The sequence below is a fragment of the Moraxella sp. TY6 genome (assembly GCF_048551375.1).
In the GTDB taxonomy this organism is placed as follows: Bacteria; Pseudomonadota; Gammaproteobacteria; order Pseudomonadales; family Moraxellaceae; genus Faucicola.
In genome coordinates this window covers 36355-57518 of record NZ_JBLYZJ010000003.1, presented here as the reverse complement: position 1 = coordinate 57518, position 21164 = coordinate 36355, and the positions used below count along the sequence as shown (strand labels likewise).

Annotated in this window: 14 protein-coding genes and 1 pseudogene; 7 read left to right on the top strand and 8 right to left on the bottom strand. The window is 40.8% G+C overall.

What is annotated here, in order from left to right; all coding sequences use genetic code 11:
* Window positions 1-133 precede the first annotated feature (133 nt).
* Genes ACK1U4_RS03360 through ACK1U4_RS03345 form a run of 4 tightly spaced genes read right to left on the bottom strand, consistent with a single transcriptional unit; the run spans window position 134 to window position 4699 of the window.
* Complete coding sequence (locus tag ACK1U4_RS03360; protein WP_419399958.1) at window positions 134-937, bottom strand: SDR family NAD(P)-dependent oxidoreductase; 804 nt, start codon at window positions 935-937, stop codon at window positions 134-136.
* Window positions 930-1067 carry a hypothetical protein gene (locus tag ACK1U4_RS03355; RefSeq protein WP_419399957.1) on the bottom strand — a complete coding sequence of 46 codons (138 nt, stop codon included), beginning with the start codon at window positions 1065-1067 and terminating at the stop codon, window positions 930-932. Before ACK1U4_RS03355 ends, ACK1U4_RS03360 begins: the two co-directional genes overlap by 8 nt.
* A complete protein-coding gene (locus ACK1U4_RS03350; RefSeq protein ID WP_419399956.1) occupies window positions 1067-2182 on the bottom strand; it encodes a patatin-like phospholipase family protein in 1116 nt (371 codons plus the stop codon). The genes ACK1U4_RS03355 and ACK1U4_RS03350 overlap by 1 nt, the downstream gene beginning before the upstream one ends.
* A gap of 9 nt (window positions 2183-2191) precedes the next feature.
* Window positions 2192-4699 (bottom strand): alpha/beta fold hydrolase, encoded by a 2508-nt coding sequence (locus ACK1U4_RS03345; RefSeq protein WP_419399955.1) that lies wholly within the window; start codon window positions 4697-4699, stop codon window positions 2192-2194.
* A 774-nt stretch (window positions 4700-5473) separates the two neighbouring features.
* Here ACK1U4_RS03345 and ACK1U4_RS03340 point away from each other — a divergent pair.
* On the top strand, window positions 5474-12274 hold the full coding sequence (locus tag ACK1U4_RS03340) for a putative Ig domain-containing protein (RefSeq protein WP_419399954.1): 6801 nt from the start codon (window positions 5474-5476) through the stop codon (window positions 12272-12274).
* A 76-nt stretch (window positions 12275-12350) separates the two neighbouring features.
* Here ACK1U4_RS03340 and ACK1U4_RS03335 read toward each other — a convergent pair.
* Both ACK1U4_RS03335 and hemP read right to left on the bottom strand, forming a co-directional pair.
* Window positions 12351-12482: pseudogene (locus ACK1U4_RS03335) on the bottom strand (IS5/IS1182 family transposase); the annotation flags it as partial.
* Between the two features lie 108 nt (window positions 12483-12590).
* On the bottom strand, window positions 12591-12755 hold the full coding sequence (gene hemP, locus ACK1U4_RS03330; protein ID WP_419399953.1) for a hemin uptake protein HemP: 165 nt from the start codon (window positions 12753-12755) through the stop codon (window positions 12591-12593).
* A gap of 190 nt (window positions 12756-12945) precedes the next feature.
* Between hemP and ACK1U4_RS03325 the strand changes: the two genes are divergently transcribed.
* From ACK1U4_RS03325 to ACK1U4_RS03315, 3 genes are all read left to right on the top strand, one after another.
* The gene (locus ACK1U4_RS03325; RefSeq protein WP_419399952.1) at window positions 12946-13962 is read left to right on the top strand and encodes an NUDIX domain-containing protein; all 1017 of its coding nucleotides are present in this window, start codon (window positions 12946-12948) and stop codon (window positions 13960-13962) included.
* Window positions 13963-14067: 105 nt separating this feature from the next.
* Complete coding sequence (locus ACK1U4_RS03320; RefSeq protein ID WP_419399951.1) at window positions 14068-14652, top strand: lipocalin family protein; 585 nt, start codon at window positions 14068-14070, stop codon at window positions 14650-14652.
* Window positions 14653-15018: 366 nt separating this feature from the next.
* Window positions 15019-16047: a D-alanyl-D-alanine carboxypeptidase family protein gene (locus tag ACK1U4_RS03315; RefSeq protein ID WP_419399950.1), complete on the top strand. Its 1029-nt coding sequence runs from the start codon at window positions 15019-15021 to the stop codon at window positions 16045-16047.
* A gap of 83 nt (window positions 16048-16130) precedes the next feature.
* Here ACK1U4_RS03315 and ACK1U4_RS03310 read toward each other — a convergent pair whose 3' ends face one another.
* The gene (locus ACK1U4_RS03310) at window positions 16131-16451 is read right to left on the bottom strand and encodes a TraR/DksA family transcriptional regulator (protein ID WP_419399949.1); all 321 of its coding nucleotides are present in this window, start codon (window positions 16449-16451) and stop codon (window positions 16131-16133) included.
* A 232-nt stretch (window positions 16452-16683) separates the two neighbouring features.
* Here ACK1U4_RS03310 and ACK1U4_RS03305 point away from each other — a divergent pair, with 232 nt between their 5' ends.
* The 3 genes from ACK1U4_RS03305 (at window position 16684) to ACK1U4_RS03295 (ending at window position 19429) form a co-directional block, all read left to right on the top strand.
* Window positions 16684-17871 (top strand): phosphoglycerate kinase, encoded by a 1188-nt coding sequence (locus tag ACK1U4_RS03305; protein ID WP_419399948.1) that lies wholly within the window; start codon window positions 16684-16686, stop codon window positions 17869-17871.
* Window positions 17872-17993: 122 nt separating this feature from the next.
* Window positions 17994-18434: a hypothetical protein gene (locus ACK1U4_RS03300; RefSeq protein ID WP_419399947.1), complete on the top strand. Its 441-nt coding sequence runs from the start codon at window positions 17994-17996 to the stop codon at window positions 18432-18434.
* Between the two features lie 254 nt (window positions 18435-18688).
* The gene (locus tag ACK1U4_RS03295) at window positions 18689-19429 is read left to right on the top strand and encodes a hypothetical protein (RefSeq protein WP_419399946.1); all 741 of its coding nucleotides are present in this window, start codon (window positions 18689-18691) and stop codon (window positions 19427-19429) included.
* Window positions 19430-19707: 278 nt separating this feature from the next.
* On the opposite strand, the gene corA is transcribed toward ACK1U4_RS03295, so the two are convergent.
* Entirely contained in the window at window positions 19708-21039 is a 1332-nt protein-coding gene (gene corA / locus ACK1U4_RS03290; RefSeq protein WP_419399945.1) for a magnesium/cobalt transporter CorA, read from the bottom strand.
* Window positions 21040-21164: the final 125 nt, after the last annotated feature.

Here is a 21164-nt window from a genome sequence, read left to right as displayed (position 1 = left end):
TAAGAGAAGTAACAGAAAATTTACCTCAAAAAATCCCTGTTAACATATTCCCTTCTAGTTCATTAATTAAAAATAATCCTTATTTATCCGTGGGTTACGCCAAAATGACGGCTAGCCCATACTACGATGCTTTTTATTTTGGTTTTACTTCACTTGATTTTGCTTGACTGTCTTGATGGCGGTATTGCAATGCCATCACCTTGTCTAAAAGCGGTTTTGGCAACATGGATAACAGCGAAATGGTGCGTTTCATCGGTTTTGGGAAAATATGCAAAGCGATATTTTGCCGAATGGCATGAACAATTTCTGTGACGGCTTGCTCTTCACTGATAAGGTGCGGTTTATGACTGGCATCGCCATTATTCAGTGAGCGTAGGGTTTGGGTATCAATATACCCTGAAGCGATGCAAGTGACTTTTATGCCAAAGGGCTGTAAACCCAAGCGATACGCATCACAACTGGCTATCATGGCTCGTTTGCATTTGGCGTACAAACTGGCGTGAGCAAAATCCAATAGCCCTGCAACGGACGCAATCGCAATCAAATGTTTGTCTGAGCTCTCGACTGTCTGTAACCTGTCACTTGCCCAACTAAACACCGCTTGAAACGCCTGCAAATTCACCGCAAGCATACGTTGGCTTTCATCTTGGCTAAGATTTTGTTGACGTTCGTTATAATATTTTCCTGCACAATAAATTAGTCGATTAAACGGCTGTTGTGATAGTTTATCAAACAATTTTCCCCTTGCGATGTTGTCGCTAATATCACAGGTGATGGCAGTAAATAAAGGATTTTGCAGTAATGATTGGGGTAAATTCGCAATCTTGTCAGCATTACTGCCAATCACGGTTGCTTGCCACTGTTGGCTTAAATGCCAGTTCGCCAAGGCAAGCCCTATGCCACTTGTACCGCCAATGATGATTAAATGATTATTCATATGGATTTTTACTTAATTTTTGTTGGATAAAATTAATAAGCCATAATGCCATTTCAAACCCTAAATAAATAATGCCAATCATACCTAACGTATAAAATGGTATCAGCATTAACCAGTCAGAATCACCCATTATATTTTACCCAAATAATCTTTGGCTCGCTCATAGCCATAATCGTATTGTTCACGCATAATCGCTTGAAAGGTCGCATAATCAGGGCGTTTCACATCAATATAGCCTTGGCGAAGTCGCAGTTTTTTGGCGATGACTGGGCGGATATGCTTGCCATTATCTGCTGTGTTTAGCCAATGGATTTGGGTATGAGGATGTTGGTAATCATGCACATGAGCCAAGCGGTGATTGGGCGAAAAGCCAAACACATCTTGTATCGCAGGTTCTGCCAACACCCCATCATAACCTGCCTTGGTTTCTGCATATACCGTATCGGCAAGCTGACAAGCCAGCTCTATGGGCGTAAGGTTTAGCACACCGCCCATCAAGGTTTGCCCTTGCCAAGTCATGGGCGGTAGGTAATACATATCCGAAATAGAACCACGCACCGCAATCGGCAACGGCATCTCGGCAGTGATATAATGTGTGGGATGGATTTTATCCACATGGTAATTTGCCATGACATTGCTTAATGACAAATTTTCCAACTTATCCGCCAACGCTGAATGGCTGGTGCGTAACACTAGTTGCCACTGCCAAGGTTGATGTTGGTAAGTTGATAACAACCGACTGCTGAGGATAATACTGTTAAAATCCGTATTTGGGGAATAATCTTGCCAATGCCATAGCGGATGGCGATCGCTTTCGTCCTTGATATGGGCTAGGCTTTGGGCGTGAAGTTTTGCCAAAAGTTTATCAGCAGATAGCCTATGGGAAGACAAAAGGTTGTGAGCCAATCGCATTTTGGCATGGCTGTTCACCAAGCTATTGAGATATCTAGCCAATGCAGGTAAGGCATAGTCGGTCGGTCGTTTTGGGCGGTTCGGCTCAATACGACACAGCATCTCATAACATTCACGGCTTATCAGTCGCTCATACGCTTGCTTGCTGTCTTGGCTTACTTCCAATAGCCCTGCCACGAACGCACCGCCACAGCTTGCCAAGATGATATCAGGCTGTTTATCATGGTCGCATAGGGCCTGATACATACCCAAATAATAGCCAAAACGTAGCCCACCACCAGAAAATAGCATGGCACGGTTAAAAGGTTTGGGGGTTAAAGTTGGGGCATTCATGCTTAAAAGTTACTTTTTAACCGCCAATGGCTTTTTCACTGCTAACGATACGGTAAAAATCCCAAATTCATCAATTCGCATGGTGACTTTTTCAAAGCCTGCATTCGTAACTAATTGGTCAATTTCGGCTTGGCTACGGCAACGCATCACCCAATCTTTACCTTGATGGCTATTGAGCGTTTTACCAATAAATTCTTGCTCAGGATGCCACGGCTGATTGGTGTAGATAAAATAGCCCCCTTCGCTTAACTGCTGATAAATCCCTTGTATCGCCGTTTTGACTTTATCATTGTCTGTAAACAGCTCAAACACGCCAGAAGCGACTGCCAGTTGATATTGGGCTTTATCGGTATAGCTTTTTGCCTCAAAAGCATCTTTTTGCACCGCTTTTACTCGGTCATTAAAGCCTAACTCTTGGGCTTTTTGGCTCATGACTTCAATATTATGGCTGTCGTAATCTCGCAATTCAGCATTTAGCGTTGGGTTGGCTTTGGCAAGCTCAAACATATAATAGCCATTGCCACTGGCGATATCGACTGCCTTGATGGTTGCCTTAATGGTTGTCTTGATGGTTGCATCGTTGCCAGTTTTATCCAAATGATTGAGATTGTCTAATGCCAACTGTCCAAGTTCTAGCAAATGCTGTTTGCGAATGCGAATACCCCGCCAACCGATGTTATTGAGATAAAATTTATCCACTACTTTGCCAAATAGATTTTTTCCTTGGGGTTGATTTTGATAGACTTTTTCTAGCGAACTGCCCGAATCAAAGCCATGTTTTATCCCTGTTGCCACGCCATCGCTGATATGTCCAAATTTGTGAATCGCAAGCTTGGTCAAGGCAAATTGCGGATTAAACCCTTTGACTGCCAATCTATCGACACGGTCTTTACTGTAGCTATCGGCTTGGCTTTTGGGCTTGTCTGCGTTCTGCAAATCGACTTGCGACAACGGCTTAGCAAACACATCATTGGCAAAGTCGATACACTCAGCAAAAACTTGCTGTTTATTGACTTCATGGAAAATCGCATGATAGCTGTCTGGATAATACGCCCAACGCTTGATGGGTGAGCGAATGGTTTCATAAAAATCTCGAATCACCTGTTTATCCACCACATAATCTTTACCTGCACATAAGATAAAGGTCGGCGTGACAATCGCCCCTGCGTCATCGACCAAGCGTTTGCCTGTTTGTAATGAATCAATCAGCAAATCCCTTGAAATACTTGACGAAATCAACGGGTCATCGTTGTAGGCTTGCCCGGCAACGTCATCATGGGTCAACACTTTGGCTTTGACATAGCTTGATACTTTCGACATCAAGCCGATTTTTTTGGCGACTTTTAACGCAGGCAGAGCAAACGGCACATACAGGCGAATCGCAAAAGCAGGCGTTCCCAAAATCATGCCTCGTACCGTTGGGGCATAATCATGCACCCAAGAACTTGCAATAACCGCCCCTAGACTGCTTGCCACCACTAACAGTTGCTCGGTGGTGGTGTGGGTTTGGGCTTTGACGATATGGATAAATTCGTCCAAATCTCGTACCAACTGCCCAAAGTTCTCGGCATCATCACGCTCACCGCCAGAACGCCCATTGCCCCTAGCATCCCACGCAAACACTTGATAGCCTGCTTGCACAAACGCATGAGCCAACTCGATCAATCGCCCTGAATGCTCATGCCCTCGGTGCAATAAAATCACGATTTTCTCATCGCTGGCATTGGCTTGGATGTCGTCCAATGATTTGCCTAGCCAATAGCGATAAAATATCGCCGTGCCGTCATAGCTATTAAAACAACTGATGGTTTCTTTAATCGTTAACTGATTTACTGTCATAGATTTCTCAATAGGGTTTTCTGTTAAAAGTCGTTGTTTTTGCTCAAGATATTGTTGTTGCCAATATTGACTGGCAATAAATTGAAGGCGATTGGCAATGGTCTTGATAAGTAATAATTGATTCGCCAAAAATAAATAACGGGCATACGGCAATAGCGAAAACCCAGAACCCGATAGCACACCAATCACGCCTAGCTCTAACGCTCTGTCGCTCTTGCCAAGCGGTCCTTGATTGGCTCGTTGATTAACAAGTTGCTGACTACCAATAGCGACCAGCTCTGTGGCAAATGTCAAAGCTTGTACTCTTGCTAAATCCTGCGAATATTGGGATAGCTGATATTGAGTTAAATGGGACGATAGACTGCCGATTAACATACGGTCAGAGACGATATCGCCGACTTCGTTGAGCCATGCCCCAAGGGTTGAGGCTTGTCCATGTTCCTTTGCCATCATACCGTCAATGGCATTCATCGCCATCTGCACAAACAGGCTGATAGGCAGGGCGTACCATAGGGCAGGGTTTTTATCGGCTTGATAAGCAATCACATAGGCAGTCGCACCGCTTAATACCACAGCAGACACAGTCACTTGATTAGCCGTAACCCCTTGCTGTACCAGTTGGTCACTGATGGGGCGGAGTTGGTTTTGGAATTGGCGTTTGAGTTGATAAATGGACATTGATAGGGAATTTTGTTAGATTAAATGGTAATGTATAGATAATTAACTTTAACACACTTAGCCGAAGATTGTCAGAATTTTTGTTTGTAAAATTTATTTGCGCAAGTTATTCTTATAATGGGTGCAAAGACATATCTACAGTCCCATTCAGGTTTAAAATAGTCAATCACCTCCGTTTTATATAACCCATTCACGCTTTGAGTGAGGGCATTGTCTGAGCGAGGATAAGCAAAGTACTGCTTTGTCCGAGTGCAAGACGTAGGGCTATGCCCGAAGTAGAAGCACCAGTCGTACTAACAGATGCGGCGAGCCCTTTCATGTCAGTATTCTCTCAGATTTTGAGGTCTTCGATAATCTTGGTACGGTTCAATTTTCGCTATTTTCGATAAAATGAATTTAATACATAAAATACTGTTGATTAATGTATAAGTGCTATAGTGGATTGTTTTATTCATTGTTCACTTTAATTTAAGATTTACTATAGCAAATCAGAATATCAGAATAAAACGACACAATATGTCGCTTTATTTTAATCTATCCTTTTTAAATAAATTTTATTTTGCTATTATCTTACCGAAAGATTGCTTGAATATATCAAAAAATATAGAATAAATTTTTAAGATTTTTCCATAAACCTTTTAATTTATTTTGATGAAAACAAGGTTGCTACCTAACTTTTTCAGTAATTTTCATGCCACTCAATAAAATGAGTACCACTATTATATAAAGTCTATTTACTACACTCAAAAATTCTTTTAGAAGGAATCTACGGTTATGCCAGATGTTAGCAATAATTCGACCACAACTGCCAATATGTCTAGCACAGGCTATAATGGTACGATTGATGCACCTTATGATGTTGATTGGATTAAAGTTAGTCTTATCGCAGGGACTACTTACCAATTCAACCTATCAAGTGGAATGAATCTTTCGCAAGTGCCTAATGCGATTTATATCCAAGGGCTGTTTGACAGTAATAGCAATTATGTGAATAGCTCACCAAATGGTTATCCTGCACCACCAAGCAATGTCGTTTTTACTGCACCAAAAACAGGTGATTACTTTGTTGCAGTAGGTTCACAGAATATTACAGGTGACTATACCCTGCGTGCTGTTGATATCGCAAATAATTTGCCAGTATTGATGAGTCAATACTCACAGACAGTAGGTACTGCACAATCCGAAGTCATTGTGGGTGGTTGGGGAGATGATTTTATTGATGCAGGTCTAGGTGATGATGTGTTGATAGGTGGTAAAGGCAATGATAGGCTGTTTGGTAATTCAGGCAATGATACCTATATTTTTAACACTGGCGATGGGCATGATACCTACGTTGATAAAGAAGGTAGCAATATCGTGAAGTTTGCCGATGTGGCTTCAACAGCTTTGGTGGATGTGCTACGAGTTAATACCAATGACTTACTCATCCGTTACAGCAATCAAGATGACTTATTGCTAGAAGGTTTTTTTGAGAACCCACAAGGATTTGGCTATTACAAACAGCCTGCTTATTTTGAATTTAGTGATGGCGTACGTTTAACGTCACAGCAAATGACAGCTTTATCCAATAAGTTAATGGGTTCAACAGGTAATGATAACTTAGCAGGCACAGATACCGCAGACTATATTATCGGTAATACTGGCGACGACTTTTTAGATGGAAGACAAGGCGATGATATTTTAGTGGGTGGCACAGGTCGTGACATTTTGATTGGTGGGATGGGTAACGATACCTATATCTTTAGTAAAGGCGATGGACAAGATATATTAGATGAAAATTACAATGGTGATGGCAATTTTACTATCCGTTTTACTGATGTTAAATCAACTGATAATTTACAAGTCACTCGTGATGGTAATGCAGACTTAATTATCAACTATGGTAATAGTGATAGCATTCGTTTAGTGAATTTCTATAATTTATCCAAGTCTTCGACTTCAAAAATCATGTTTAGTGATAGTATAGTTTGGAGTATGGATGAACTGTTAGCAGTTTCTCACAAGATTGTTGGAGGTAATAACGACAATCAACTATTTGGTAGTTATGAAAATGATTATCTAATTGGTAATGCTGGTAATGATTTATTAGAAGGTTTTGATGGCAGTGATACGCTTATTGGTGGTATAGGTAGGGATACCCTTCGTGGCGGTATGGGTAATGATACCTACATCTTTAGCAAAGGTGATGGACAGGATATTATTGAGGATTTTGAAGGTAACAATGTCATTCGATTCACAGATATAAAGTCTACTGACCCTATTTCTACTAAACCATACAATTCAGATTTGTTAGTACGCTATGCCAATGGTGAAGGCGACCAACTGACTTTAGTTAATTTTCTAACCCCTAATCAGAATCAGACGACTACATTTATCTTTAGTGACGGCGTAACGATGACTAAAGAGCAGTTTTTGGCAAAATTCGCCAGTGTTGGTACTGAATATAATGATTATCTCATAGGAACAGCAACCAACGATATCATTAATGGCTACAGCGGTCATGATATCTTGAAAGGTGGTCAAGGCAATGACACCCTAAGAGGTGGTCTAGGTTTTGATACCTATCTTTTTAGCAAAGGTGATGGTCAAGATATCATTGATGAATCAGTCTTAGGTCAAGGCGATGCTGTCTATCAAATTCTGTTGACAGATGTCAGTGCCAGTGAGGGTATCAGAGCATTTCGTGATAATACTGCCGATTTGGTAATTCAATATGGTGTCACTGATAGTATTCGTTTAGTTAGTTTCTTTGACTATCCTATTAATGCTAACGTGTCTTTGCACTTTAGTGATAACACAGTAATAGGTATTGCTGACCTTATTAAGCTTGCAAATACCTTCCAAGGTGATGACAGTGCTAACCAATTAATTGGTAACCGCTACGATAATATTTTAATTGGTAAGGCAGGGGATGACACCTTAGATGCTCGTGAGGGCGACGATACACTCATTGGTGGTACTGGAAATGATATATTGATAGGTGGCATAGGTAGTGACACCTACGTCTTTAGTAAAGGTGACGGACAAGATACAATTGATGAATCTACTTTACGTCAAGGAGATGGCGTTTTTAATATTCGTTTAAATGATGTTAAATCGACTGACCCGATTCAAGCTGTACGTGACGGTGAATCAAATATCCTCATTAAATACACAGCTACTGATAGTATCAATCTATTGAACTTTTTAAGCTACGCTACTAATAAACAGGCAACGCTAACTTTTAGCGATGGTGTAACTTTCAGCACTGACCAAATACTACGCTTAGCAAATATCGTCATTGGTAATGATTCTGCTGAAAATATCAGTGGTGGTTACGATGATGATTTACTTATCGGCAATGGTGGAAATGATGTTCTTAATGGTGGTGCAGGGATAGGTAAAGATACCCTAATTGGTGGGAAAGGTAATGACTTATTAATTGGTGGTGATAATCTAGATACCTATGTATTTAGTAAGGGCGATGGACAAGATACTATTAATGATACTGACGGCATGATGGTTATTCGATTTACCGATGTGAAATCAACTGATAACGTGTTGATAAGCTCGCCCATTAACCCAAGCACTGTTATTAAATATGGGGATAGCGATAGTATCACTATTCCTTATATTCCGTACCAATCCTCTACAAGCGATTTTCCTGTTGTTTTCTCAGATGGAGTGATACTGTCATATAACCAGATGTTAAGTAAAGGTCGTTTTATAGAGGGTGATGATAGGGATAACAAAATCGTCGGTAATGTTGGTAATGATTTGTTGTTAGGTTTCGGTGGCAACGATACTTTAATTGGATTTGAAGGCAATGACACACTAAACGGTGGTGTGGGAAACGATACATACGTATTTAATAAAGGTGATGGCACAGACACTATGATATTTACTGATGTCACTACTGCAATTGATACCATAAAAATCTCAGGCTACACAGAAAAAGAAGCTATCATTAGCAAAAACAATACTGACTTAATCATCAACTTTGCCAATAGCACAACCGATAAAATCATCATCAGCAACTACTATGCAACGCTTGTTAACAACATTGATAATAAAGTTGATAGCATACAGTTTTCAGATGGCAATGTCTGGACAGCAACCTACATTGATTATTTAGCCAATGGGGGCAAGCCAAGCTATGCTCCAACAGTTAATACCAGCATTACCAACTTAACAACCGTTGAGGCGTTAGATTTTTCTTACAATCTAAATAGCCAGTTTAAAGATACTGATGGCGACAAACTGACCTTTAATGTAAAAGCAACTGACGGCACAGCCCTACCTGCATGGTTAAAAGTTGATACAATGACAGGAGCTTTATCAGGCATACCGCCTGTTGGTGCATCAGATATTAAACTGCTTGTTACCGCAACTGACCCCTCTGGGCGTGCGGTAACAGGGAGTATTGCGTTAGCCATTGCTGATAATCAGCCTGCAAAAATAGATAATCCATTGTCTCCATTCAGCACCATTGAAGCTGAAACCTTTGACTTTGACTTGGCACTGGCTCGTTATGTTGACCCAGAGGGCAAAGCATTGGCATTTACTGTAACACAAGCAGATGGTAGTGCCTTGCCCCAGTGGATGCTATTTGATAGTAGCACCGGGCATATCAAAGGCGTTGCCCCATTAGGTAGTGCAGATATTGGCATAAAGATTATTGCTACAGATAACGCAGGTCTACAAACTACTGAAACGGTAACATTGACAACTCGTGATAACCAAGCACCTATCATTACAACCAATTCAAACCCATTGACAGCCATTCAAGGAGTTGGTTTTGAATACGATATCAATCTCGCTCGCTATCAAGACCCCGAAGGTAAGCCATTAAAGTTCAATATCACATTGGCAGATGGTAGTAACTTACCTAATTGGGTGAGTTTTGATGCGACAAAGGGTAAACTGCTAGGTACAGCACCTTTAGATGTTGAAGGACTAACTATAAAAGTTACTCTAACTGACGTAGCTGGCTTGACAAGTTCTGAGACTATTGGACTACATTTTGCAGTTAACCAAGCACCCACCTTCATCCAAGCCATGAACAATGTGCTACTACAAGAAAGTAATGATATACACATTCAATTACCTATTGATAATTATAAAGACCCAGAAGGTTCACCACTAACATTTGACGTGAAACAAGCAACAGGTGCACCACTGCCTAGTTGGTTACATTTTAATAATGAAACGGGTGAAATAACGGGGACTACTCCAAGCAACGCTGAAAAATTAAACTTAGTCCTAACCGCTACTGACGTGGTTGGCAAGACCACTAGTAACCAGTTTGATATTGTCGTCAATGCACGTCCAAAGCTTGTTCAAGCAATATCAGACTTAACAGTGATATCAGCAGAAAGTTTAACCACTAACATAGTTAACAATACTTTCGCTGACCCCGAACATCAAGCATTAACGCATCATTTAACTCTGGCAGATGGTACTGCACTGCCAAATTGGCTAACTTTTAATTCACAATCAGGCGAATTGATTGCAAATCCGCCATTAAACTATGCTGGCAAGCTTGAGCTTACTTTAACAGCAGATGATGGGCAAGGTGGCAAAACGAATGATAATTTTGTCCTCAATGTGACAGCCAACCAAGCACCAATGATGTCAGTGCCTCTGACTGATATTGTCGCTATCCAAGGTGTGGCAATGTTAGCAGACCTCCAACCAACTCGTTATTCTGACCCAGAAAAATCGGTGCTTACGATTCAGGTAACTCAAGCAGATGGCTCGGCATTACCGAATTGGCTACATTATGATGTTAAAACAGGGGTATTATCAGGTGTTTCCCCATTGGGTGTCACCCAAACAGCAATTAAAGTCACTGCTGATGATATAGCAGGGTTATCGACCAGTGAAGTTATTACATTGCATTATTCACCCAATCAACCCCCTATCTTTAATCGAACGATGGCTGATGTATTAGTGCAAGAAGGCGAAAGTATTAACTTACAACTTCCTGTCGCAAATGACCCTGAAGGATTGACTTTAACTTATACAGTTCAACAGGCAAATGGTCAGCCCTTACCAAGTTGGATGCAATTTGATAACCAAACAGGGAGGTTGACAGGGATAGCCCCACACGGTGAAACCAACATTACGTTAAAGTTAAACGCTACAGATAACGTAGGTCAGTCGGTGTCAGATGATTTTGTTGTTACTATCAATCAACGACCTGTCATGACACAGTCACAACCTACGCTCACTGGGGTTACTGGTGAGACGTTTAGCTATAATCTTACGCAAGGCAAATTTGCTGACCTAGAAGGCAATGCTCTGACTTATCAATTAACATTGAAAGATGGTCAACCACTGCCTTCTTGGTTAAAGTTCGATAGTGGCACTGGTCAACTGACTGGCATTGCACCACTTGGCACACCTACTATTGTAGGTTTAACATTACAAGTCAAAGATAATTTGGGTGGCTTACTAAATCAGCCAATTGATGTTAATTTTGCTCCAAATCAAGCACCAACAGGTGGTAGTAAGTTGGCAGTACAAAACGTTGCTGAAGGGTCTAACATTGACTATAAAGTAGATTTAACTAAGTTTACTGACCCTGAAGGCTCTAAACTCACCTATACAGCTACCACAGATACAGGTTTAGCATTACCAAATTGGCTGACATTTGATAGTAGCACAGGTCGAATTTATGGGAATGCACCGATAGGTAGCGAGAGTTTCAATATATTGATTAAAGCTACTGACCATGTAGGTCTAAGCACCGTTACTACACTACCAATTAACATCACCTATAAAGACATGAACCTATCTGCCCCAACGTTTGGTGGTACGGTACATGCTCAAAGTGGCAATGACGTTATCAATGGTAGTTGGTATGTTGATACCCTTTATGGTCATAAGGGTGATGACAAAATCTTCGGTAATCTCGGTAACGATATTCTATATGGTAATGAAGGGAATGATACCTTGGATGGTGGTGCAGGCTCAGATACTATGTATGGTGGACAGGGCAATGATACTTATTATGTTGACCAAAGTGGTGATAAAGTGGTTGAACTAGCTTCAGAAGGTAATGATACTGTCTATTCCAAGCTTGATTACACGCTACCGAATGAAGTAGAAAACTTAATACTAACAGGTACTTCAGGCTATAAAGGCGTTGGTAACCAATTAGATAACATTCTAACTGGTAATACAGGTGTAAATATCTTGGATGGTCAAGCAGGAAATGATGTACTGATTGGTGGTAAAGGTAACGATACGCTTATTGGTGGATTGGGTAATGACACTTATGAATTTAGCATTGGTGATGGTGTTGAGAAAGTGACTGATGTTGGTGGTAAAGACACTATCAATTTACATGGCTCATTAACCATGAGTGATATTGGTTTTAAGCAAAGCGGTACGAATTTGCTTATTTCAATTAAAGGTACATCAGATAGTATTACTGTTACAGATTGGTTTAGCAATACTAGCAATCAAGTTGAATCTGTGCATTTAGATTCAGGTGTAACCATTAGTAATGCAAACATCGCCACACTTATGGCGAGCCAAGCCAATCATACATTAACAGTTGATGAGTATCAACGTTATTGGACAATGTAACGTTTTCTGAAAAATGCTTATAGCTTATAGTAGGGCTGCTATCATTTTCCATTAAATAAAAAGTCTAAGATCCTGTTCATAATCTTTTCAAAAGCAAACAAAGGAAAGCTAAATTCACCATTTGTAAACTTGAATTTAACTTTCTTTTACAATTTTTCCAAAGCCTTCTACACTTAACAAGCCAAGCAACTGAGTATTCTACAAACAAACTTTTATCGGTTAAATGGGGTTGTCTCATCTGCGAATTTAAAAAACTTTTGTTTCGAAAATTTACCGTATTATAACCTGTCTTTTAATCATAAATAGCTTATAAGAATTATTTAGTCAAAATCAAACGGTTATTACGAGTCAATCGCAATCGATATTCTTCCCCCTCATGTTGGATACGGATTTCTTTGCTCATGGCAAATAAATGATTGGATTGTAGCGTTGGTAAAGCAGACTGAGCTTGGGGTAATACACGGTTAAGTAGATGGTACATGGCGAACTCCTTAGGGCTAGTAAAACAACTTGACTAAAATACAGTAAATTGTTGTTTGTCTTAATTGATAATGATTATCATTTAAATTTTAAATTTCGTCAAGTGGTTTTGCAAATTTTTTGATAAAAAAGCCAGTTAATTTAGCTTATAATTGCAGGCAGATTGTTAAACGAATTGTTAAGAGGAAATAATGTCAAAGCCAATTAAAGTCATTGATGTTGCTGTGGCGGTAATCCATTACCAAGACCAGTATCTATTGGGCTATCGCCAAGCCCATCAGCACCGAGGCAATCGTTATGAATTTGTCGGTGGTAAAATCGAAGCTAATGAAAGCCCAAAACAAGGTTTAATCCGTGAGGTATTAGAAGAAATTGGCTGTGATTTAGCCAATAATCCAATTATCAACATGGGCATCATCCGTCACGATTACTTTGACAATGAAAAGCTTGATAAATCGGTGGCATTGCATATTTTTAACATTGCAGTGACGCAAGCCCAATTTGACAGTTTGCAACATGACATAGGCACAGAAGGGCAGTTGATAACATGGGTAAGCAAGGCGGATTTACTCGCCAAAAAATACCCATTGCCCGAAGCTAACGTCAGGATTTTGGATTGGCTGACTTTGCCAAACACGATTTTTATCAGTCAAAGTTTGGATAAATTTGATACTAACGAAGATTGGCTTAATTTTTATACCAAAACATTACCGCATAATGCTAATTTTTACATCCGCCCACAAACCGATAGTCAAACCCATTTTTCATTGACTCAAGCGTTATTACAGCAACGACCCGATATCCTGCCTTTGATTCAATGGCAGGTTTATCAAGATTTTGCTAAAGCATTTGATTTTTCCAATGCCATTATTCACCTTAACCATCAGCAGTTAATTGGTTTAGATTTGGCTAATTTACCAAAAGAGTTGCGTTATTTTTTCAGTTGCCATGACCAAAATAGCCTAAGCAAATTAAATGGTTTGGCAAAAACGCATACCGTGATGGGGTGTTTTTTATCGCCTGTTTTAGCTACGCCAACTCACCCAGAGCAAAGCGGTATGGGCTGGCAAGCGTTTGCTGAGTTGGCAAGATTGAGCGATGTACCTGTATTTGCCTTGGGGGGCGTGTCGGCGGATGATTTGCCGACAGCGTGGCAGTGTGGGGCAGTGGGCGTGGCAGGGATAAGGTTGATTGATGGGTTTTCCTAAAGTTTTGTTTCCTTTAATGCTACACTAGCATAATGACAATATGATAAAAAGCGAATTGGTGTAAATTATTTACTACTTATCAATACTATACCAGAGGAAATTATGATGATATCAAAAAAAATGTTAGCTATCGGTACGCTTATCAGTGGAGCAATTGCCTTAACAGCTTGCTCAACGACACCAACGACAAAAGCTACTGCAAAACCCACAGGACAAGGCAAACCGCAAGCGGTCGCCAGTGTTGACCTTAACCGCTATATGGGAAAATGGTACGAAATTGGACGTTTGCCGATGTTCTTTCAGCGTAATTGTGCCAGCGATGTCACCGCCACTTATACACTCAAATCAAACGGTGCAGTCGAAGTCAATAACCAATGTATCGGTAAAGATGGTAAGTCCATGCAAAGCATTGGTGAGGCTACCAAAAATGGCGAAACTGGCAGTCAATTAAAAGTGACTTTTTTACCCAAAGGTTTACGCTCATTACCGATTGGCAAGGCGGATTATTGGGTGCTTGATTTAGACCAAAACTATCAATATGCCTTGGTTGGCACGCCGAATAACAAATACTTATGGATTTTATCTCGCACGCCAACTATGAGTGAAGCCACCTATCAAAATCTGTTAGCAACTGCCAAATCGCAAGGTTTTGATGTTAGCAAAATAATACGCACACCCCATGAACGATAACGTTGCTCTTATGCCCAGTTGTGATAAGGGTTTGGTTTATCAACATTATCGATAGTCATATTAGATATCTTAATCAATTGTAACTTTTTTATTTTATTTTGTAGAATTATCAGCCAGTTATCGGATTATGGGGTGTGTTTAATAAATCAGCATGCTAAAATCATCGTGTAACAATGAGTAACTGAACGAAATTTTTGTCAATTTGATGAGTAGAAAAGTTTGGGTTTGTTAAAATTAGTAACTTTTTGATGGTTATAATTTGTGCTGTATGGTTTTAAGGTATAGCCAGTTTTATATTTCAGATAGTTATTGTATTATCAATGTGTTGTTGTGTTATTTCAACCCCTGTGTTAAGAGAGTCGCATTATGAAGTCAATTTTGAAAAAAACCTTGGTCGCAACGTTAGTGGCGTTGGTCGGTACACAGGCTCAAGCTGAGTTAGCGTATCAAAGTAGCGGGCAAGCCAAAATTAGTTGGGGTGGGCAAAGTGGCTTGGATAAAGCCCGTGCCATTATGTACAACACACCAAAATCAGCCAATACCACACAAGATTGGGGGAATTCTTCAGCTACTTCGTGGAGTGAAGAAGATAACTATAATCCAAATTGGTCAAAACCAAGCCAAGGTACGGGGGCATATTATGCCAATTCCAAAGGGGCATTGGTGCTTGATGCTCAAACAGGGCAAGTGATTTATGAGAAAAATGCCGATGTGGCTCGTCCAATTGCATCAATTAGTAAGTTGATGACGGCTGTCATTGTGGCAGAATCTGGGGCAGACATGAATGATATGTTAACTATTAGTTCATTGGATTTTAAAACCCCAAAACAATCAGGCAGTGACCGCCTAAAAGCAGGTGATCAGCTGAACCGTGCCGAAATGCTACTAATGATGATGATGAAGTCTGAAAACCCTGCTGCCAAAGCATTGGCACGTACCGACCCAATGGGTTATGACAATTTTATCGCACGTATGAATAGCAAGGCTCGTGAATTGGGAATGACCCAAACTCGCTATTATGACCCATCGGGATTGGATTCACGCAATGTGGCATCACCTCGTGACCTTGCAATTTTGGCACGCTATGCTTATAAACATAATTTGATTAGTCAGTTTAGTACCACGCCAAGCCGTCAGTTTTATGTCAATAACCTAAAATCAGGTTTTCGTAGTGTTGCTGCTCGTAGTACCAATTATATGGTGCGTGATGGCTTATATAATATCGGCTTGTCAAAAACAGGCTATATCCGTGAAGCAGGCAATTGTGTGGTTTTTGAAACCAACGTTGCCAACCGTCCTGCCATCGTGGTGTTATTGGGGGCAAATGACTCAAAAACTCGTTGGCAAGATGCTGAAAATATCATCGCCAATTTAAGTATGCGTCGTTTTACTTAATCATACCAATCAAAATATACTATAGAAAGGGGCGTATCAAATACGCCCCTTTTTAATTTTAGTGTGAAACAATCCTATTTATTTTATCTCTTAACATTTGTCGTGGCATAAGGAATGATTTCAAGGCGTTTTGGGTCGATTTCTTCGCCTGTTTCGATATCAATGCCATACGTACCATTTTCGATACGGCGTAAGGCTGCATTGACCAACTCCAAACTATGTTGGGCTTCAACTAGCAAACTTTTACGCATTTCATTTTGTTCGGCAACCACCGCTTGGTCGTCCCAGTCTTGGGTCATATCTTGCTCTGGGTGTTTAAAATGATGCTCAATTTTTTCAATACGCTCTTGATATTCGGCTTTGAGTGCCAACAATTTTTGTTCGGCTTGCTTGATATCAATCATGGCTTTCTCCTTTAAGTGACACAAATTCTATCATGGTTTAACCCATAGGGTTTATCATCATTATTAGCCAAATATCGGCATTTAGCAACCCTAAAATGGTTTTTACTGCTAAAAACAACAAATTCACGGCACTTACCCTGCAATTTTCTAACTTGCTTGCTAAACTATGATAAAATAAACCGTTTATGATTGTTTTATTTCCATCTGTCAATTATTTCATTTGAGGTTGATTATGCAATTTACTCGTTTACAAGATTTGGACGTTACTGGCAAAACTGTATTAATCCGTGAAGATTTGAATGTGCCTATCAAGGACGGTAAAGTCGCCAATGATGCTCGTCTAAAGGCAAGTTTGCCCACCATTCAATTGGCATTGCAAAAAGGGGCAGGCGTGATTGTGTGTTCGCATCTAGGTCGCCCAGACCCTGCTAATCCAGAAGCCAAATACTCACTTGCTCCTGTGGCGGATTATTTAACTCAAGCCTTGGGTCAGCCTGTGACATTGGTTACCGATTATCTTGAAAATGGCGTAAAAGTGGAAGCAGGGCAAGTGGTATTACTTGAAAATGTCCGCTTCAATGCAGGTGAAAAGAAAAACTGTCCAACCTTATCTCAACAATATGCTGACCTATGTGATGTATTTGTGATGGACGCATTTGGTACAGCCCACCGTGCTGAAGCCTCGACTGAGGGCGTGATTGGTAAGGCTAAACAAGCCTGTGCAGGGCCTTTATTGGCAGGGGAATTGGACGCATTGGCAAAAGCTTTGCACAATCCTGAAAAACCCATGTTGGCGATTGTTGGTGGCTCGAAAGTTTCGACCAAATTGGACGTATTGACCTCACTTGCCAAAATCTGTGACCAAATCATCGTTGGTGGTGGTATTGCCAATACCTTCTTGGCAGCGACTGGCGTGAATGTCGGTGGGTCATTGTACGAAAAAGACATGCTGGATACTGCCAAACAGATTATGAGTCAAACCACCGTGTTATTGCCAAAACAAGTCGTGGTCGCTCCAACATCGCAAGTGAACTTTGAGGAATTTTTTGGCTCACTTGCCACTGCGGATGCTCAAATCAAATCAGTTGAAGCCTTGAGTGATGAAGACATGATTTTGGACATCGCTCCAGAATCTGCCAAAGACATGGCAATCGCCATCGGTAATGCCAAAACCATCTTATGGAATGGACCTGTGGGTGTGTTTGAAGATGATAAATTTGGGGAAGGTACAAAAATCATCTCACAAGCAGTCGCTGACAGTACAGGATTTAGCATCGCAGGCGGTGGCGATACTTTGGCTGCCATTGATAAATATGATGTTGCTGATAAAGTTAGCTACACCTCAACAGGCGGTGGGGCATTCCTTGAATTTGTTGAAGGAAAAACCTTGCCTGCAGTGAAAGCATTGACGGTTTCCTAGGAAATGTAAGATTGCGTTAAAAATTGTAGCGTCAATTTTACCACCAATTGTATTGATACCTAACTTGGCTTAGAATACTTGACATATATGTACTTTCATATTGCTTATCTAAAGGAAATATTATGTTAAAGCGTAATTTACTTTTAACAGCGTTAGTCGCTACTTTGTCAATCACTGCTTGTAGCAAAAAAACTGAAGAAGCTGCTGCCAACGGTCAACCAGAAGCTGCTGCCAGTGCTGCCGCTCAAGATGTTCACAATGCCGCTGCAAGTGCTGTCAACGCAACTGCTAGTGCCGTTGATGCGACAGCCAGTGCCACTGCAAACGCAGGTCAAGCCGTTGCCAGTGCTGCTCAAGTCGGTGCTGCTGTAGCAACTGGTGCTGCCATCAACACTGCTGAAGCCGTAGCCAATGGTGCTAACAAAGCCACTGAAGCGACAGCCACTGCAGTTGCTAATGGTGCAAATAAAGTTGCCGAAGGTGCTACTAACGTTGCTAACTCAGCCAATCACACAGTAGACATCCAAGCCAGTGCCGCTATTCCAGAAAAACAAAAATACTAATTATTAAAATTAGTAGTAAAAAGCCTCAAGTTAATCTTGGGGTTTTTTATTGTGTGGTGTTTATTCATTGTAAGCTTTGGCTGACAAAAAATGCGTCCAACACTGCTAGCAATTTACAGTTAATTTGATTAATATATTGTTGCCAGTTGTCACCTTAACTTCTGTGAAAATGGATACACATGGTTAAGCTGAGAGCTTTATTATTTTTACTAAATACCCATTTTAGATATCAGACCATTTACAAGGATCGTATTATGCGTCACTCCCTTGCCCAATTTCGCCAACAGTTACTTGCCAAAATCGAAGAAATTGGTCTTTCTGAATATTATGCTCGCCCCTTTGTTTGTACAGGTTCACCTTTAGCATGTCAAATTATGACGGTCGGTTTTAATCCCTCACGTAATGTGGGCTTGGATATTTTTGACCATGAGATTTGGCAAGATGATATTGGCTTTGACCGTGAACGTTTTGTTGAGTATTATGATTTGGCAGGTTATCAACAAGGCGAGTCGAAGTGGAGTCGCAATCATATTGTGCAACAAAATTTGATTGATGAATTGGTGGAATATCCTGTCTTAGAAACTTATTTATATAGCACCATCAGCCATAAAAAAAGCCAACTAACCCATGAGTTTCGCCGTACGGAAGTGTTTGATTGGTTGGTGCAGACCATCGCCCCTAAAGTGATTATTACCCAAAATAGTGAAGTCACCAAATATTTTGAGAAGGCAACAAACGAATGTTTGACTCGTAATGCGTTTAATACTGTGCATTATCAAGGTCATCCTTGTGTTATTTATCCGATTAGTCATTTGTCAAAAAAATGGACGTTTAGTGAGATTCAAGCCTTGCGTGAACATATCATTGAGTTGTTGGATTTACTCAACGGCTTAGAGCCAACTGAACAAGCAAAGGACAGAAAATCTGTTAATTCAACGTTAGAAGTTGTTGAGCAGACTATGCGACAAGAGATGAGTTTGGCATTAGCCTCATAAATAAGGTGAACATACAGTCAATATCTGGTAGTGAAAAGTACAGGTCTAAGGTCGCTTTGTGAGCGAGTTTAACAGGTAAGCTGTTTTGAGCAGAGTTTTACCATTTGCCAGTGTTGCGTTGGCATTGGTGCGGTGAATACGCTCAATGAGTTGGTATAATTCGCCAATCAGTTGGCTTGATTGGGTAAGTAAATAGAATAAGCTTTATCAAGGGTGCGTATGACGCACCTTACATTTTTATTTTATAAAACTTACCACTTTTACATTACCAATTATATCTATAGCCACCCTGCTTTTCTAAAGCGGTAATACAACGTTGAACAAATCACTAAAATAGTCGCCAATAGCATAAAATACCCATATCGCCATGTCAGCTCTGGCATATTCTCAAAATTCATCCCATAAATCCCTGCCATCGCAGTCGGTACAGCCAAAATACCTGCCCACGCTGCCAACTTGCGTACCACATCATTCTGCCCCATCGTTGCCACTGCCATATACGTATCCATCGCCACACTTAGCATCTCATTTAGACCATTGACCGCATCCAATGCACGCAATAAATGGTCATTCACGTCACGAAAATACGGCTTGGCTTGGGTAGGAAAACTCGGCATGATGTCGGTTTTTTTATGATTGATAAAGAAATTACAAATATCTTGTACAGGCAAAATCACCGCTCGCATATGTACCAATTGTGATTTGAGTTCGTACAGATTGCGTAGGGTTTGTTTGTCAAAATCGTCCGAAAAAATCTCACGTTCTTGTTCACGCAAATAGCGACCGAGTTTTTCGGTAATCGGCAAGTAGTTATCCACAATAAAGTCCAAAATGGCGTGAAGCACAAAGATAGGACCTAGACGCAATTTTTCTGGACGGCGATGGCAAAATTCTCGCACACTTTGATAGCTATGTGATGCCCCTTGGCGAATGGTGATGATGTATTGTTTGCCCATAAAAATCGCTGTCGTGCCATAGCGAATGGTGTTGTCGGTGAGTTTGGCGGTTCGCACGACCACGAACACGCTGTCATTGCCGTAGCTTTCGACCTTGGCTCGTTGGTGTTCGGCAAAGGCATCCTCGATGGCAAGTTCGTGCAGGTCAAAGGCTTCTTGCACTTCTCGGATGGTTTCGGCACTGGGGTCATGTAGACCTACCCATACAAATACGTTGTTATTGGTCAATTCACGGCGGACATCATCCAGTTCGATTTCGCCAATGCGTTCGCCTGTTTTACGTGAGTAGGCAAAGCAATTGGCGATTTCATTTTTACCAGAAAATTTTTCTTCGCTTAACTCGGCTTCTGGGTTATAGGCAGGCGTGGCGTTATCAACGATGGTATTGGTTTCGACACTGTCTTCATCGACATAGTCTTCACCATAGATATAGCTGTCCTCACCATGTAGGTCTAGCTCATCTTCCTCTACGTCCGCATCGGTGTATTCGTCAAATACAATATCAGCATTGCTCTGAACCACTTCATCAATGGGGTCATTAGGCGAATGTGCAGAATTTGGTGAGTCGTTTTCGATTGACGGCTGGTCAGTATGGGGCGGTAACGAGGTGGGTTTTTTAGGCAGTTGGTCAGAATGGTGGTGGGGTGGTGTCATAGCAAAGACCTCCTGCTCATGGCTAAAATGCTATTGTAACAAATTATCCAAGCGACAATAAAGGGATTGCTAAGGTTTGTCAAAAAAAATAGTTATAGCTAGATTAGAAATTACTCATAAGACAC

Excerpts from the sequence above, each read along its gene's own strand:
- ACK1U4_RS03360 (WP_419399958.1), bottom strand. The coding sequence starts at position 937 with ATGAATAATCATTTAATCATCATTGGCGGTACAAGTGGCATAGGGCTT.
- ACK1U4_RS03355 (WP_419399957.1), bottom strand. The coding sequence starts at position 1,067 with ATGGGTGATTCTGACTGGTTAATGCTGATACCATTTTATACGTTAGGT.
- ACK1U4_RS03350 (WP_419399956.1), bottom strand. The coding sequence starts at position 2,182 with ATGAATGCCCCAACTTTAACCCCCAAACCTTTTAACCGTGCCATGCTA.
- ACK1U4_RS03345 (WP_419399955.1), bottom strand. The coding sequence starts at position 4,699 with ATGTCCATTTATCAACTCAAACGCCAATTCCAAAACCAACTCCGCCCC.
- ACK1U4_RS03340 (WP_419399954.1), top strand. The coding sequence starts at position 5,474 with ATGCCAGATGTTAGCAATAATTCGACCACAACTGCCAATATGTCTAGC.
- hemP (WP_419399953.1), bottom strand. The coding sequence starts at position 12,755 with ATGTACCATCTACTTAACCGTGTATTACCCCAAGCTCAGTCTGCTTTA.
- ACK1U4_RS03325 (WP_419399952.1), top strand. The coding sequence starts at position 12,946 with ATGTCAAAGCCAATTAAAGTCATTGATGTTGCTGTGGCGGTAATCCAT.
- ACK1U4_RS03320 (WP_419399951.1), top strand. The coding sequence starts at position 14,068 with ATGATATCAAAAAAAATGTTAGCTATCGGTACGCTTATCAGTGGAGCA.
- ACK1U4_RS03315 (WP_419399950.1), top strand. The coding sequence starts at position 15,019 with ATGAAGTCAATTTTGAAAAAAACCTTGGTCGCAACGTTAGTGGCGTTG.
- ACK1U4_RS03310 (WP_419399949.1), bottom strand. The coding sequence starts at position 16,451 with ATGATTGATATCAAGCAAGCCGAACAAAAATTGTTGGCACTCAAAGCC.
- ACK1U4_RS03305 (WP_419399948.1), top strand. The coding sequence starts at position 16,684 with ATGCAATTTACTCGTTTACAAGATTTGGACGTTACTGGCAAAACTGTA.
- ACK1U4_RS03300 (WP_419399947.1), top strand. The coding sequence starts at position 17,994 with ATGTTAAAGCGTAATTTACTTTTAACAGCGTTAGTCGCTACTTTGTCA.
- ACK1U4_RS03295 (WP_419399946.1), top strand. The coding sequence starts at position 18,689 with ATGCGTCACTCCCTTGCCCAATTTCGCCAACAGTTACTTGCCAAAATC.
- corA (WP_419399945.1), bottom strand. The coding sequence starts at position 21,039 with ATGACACCACCCCACCACCATTCTGACCAACTGCCTAAAAAACCCACC.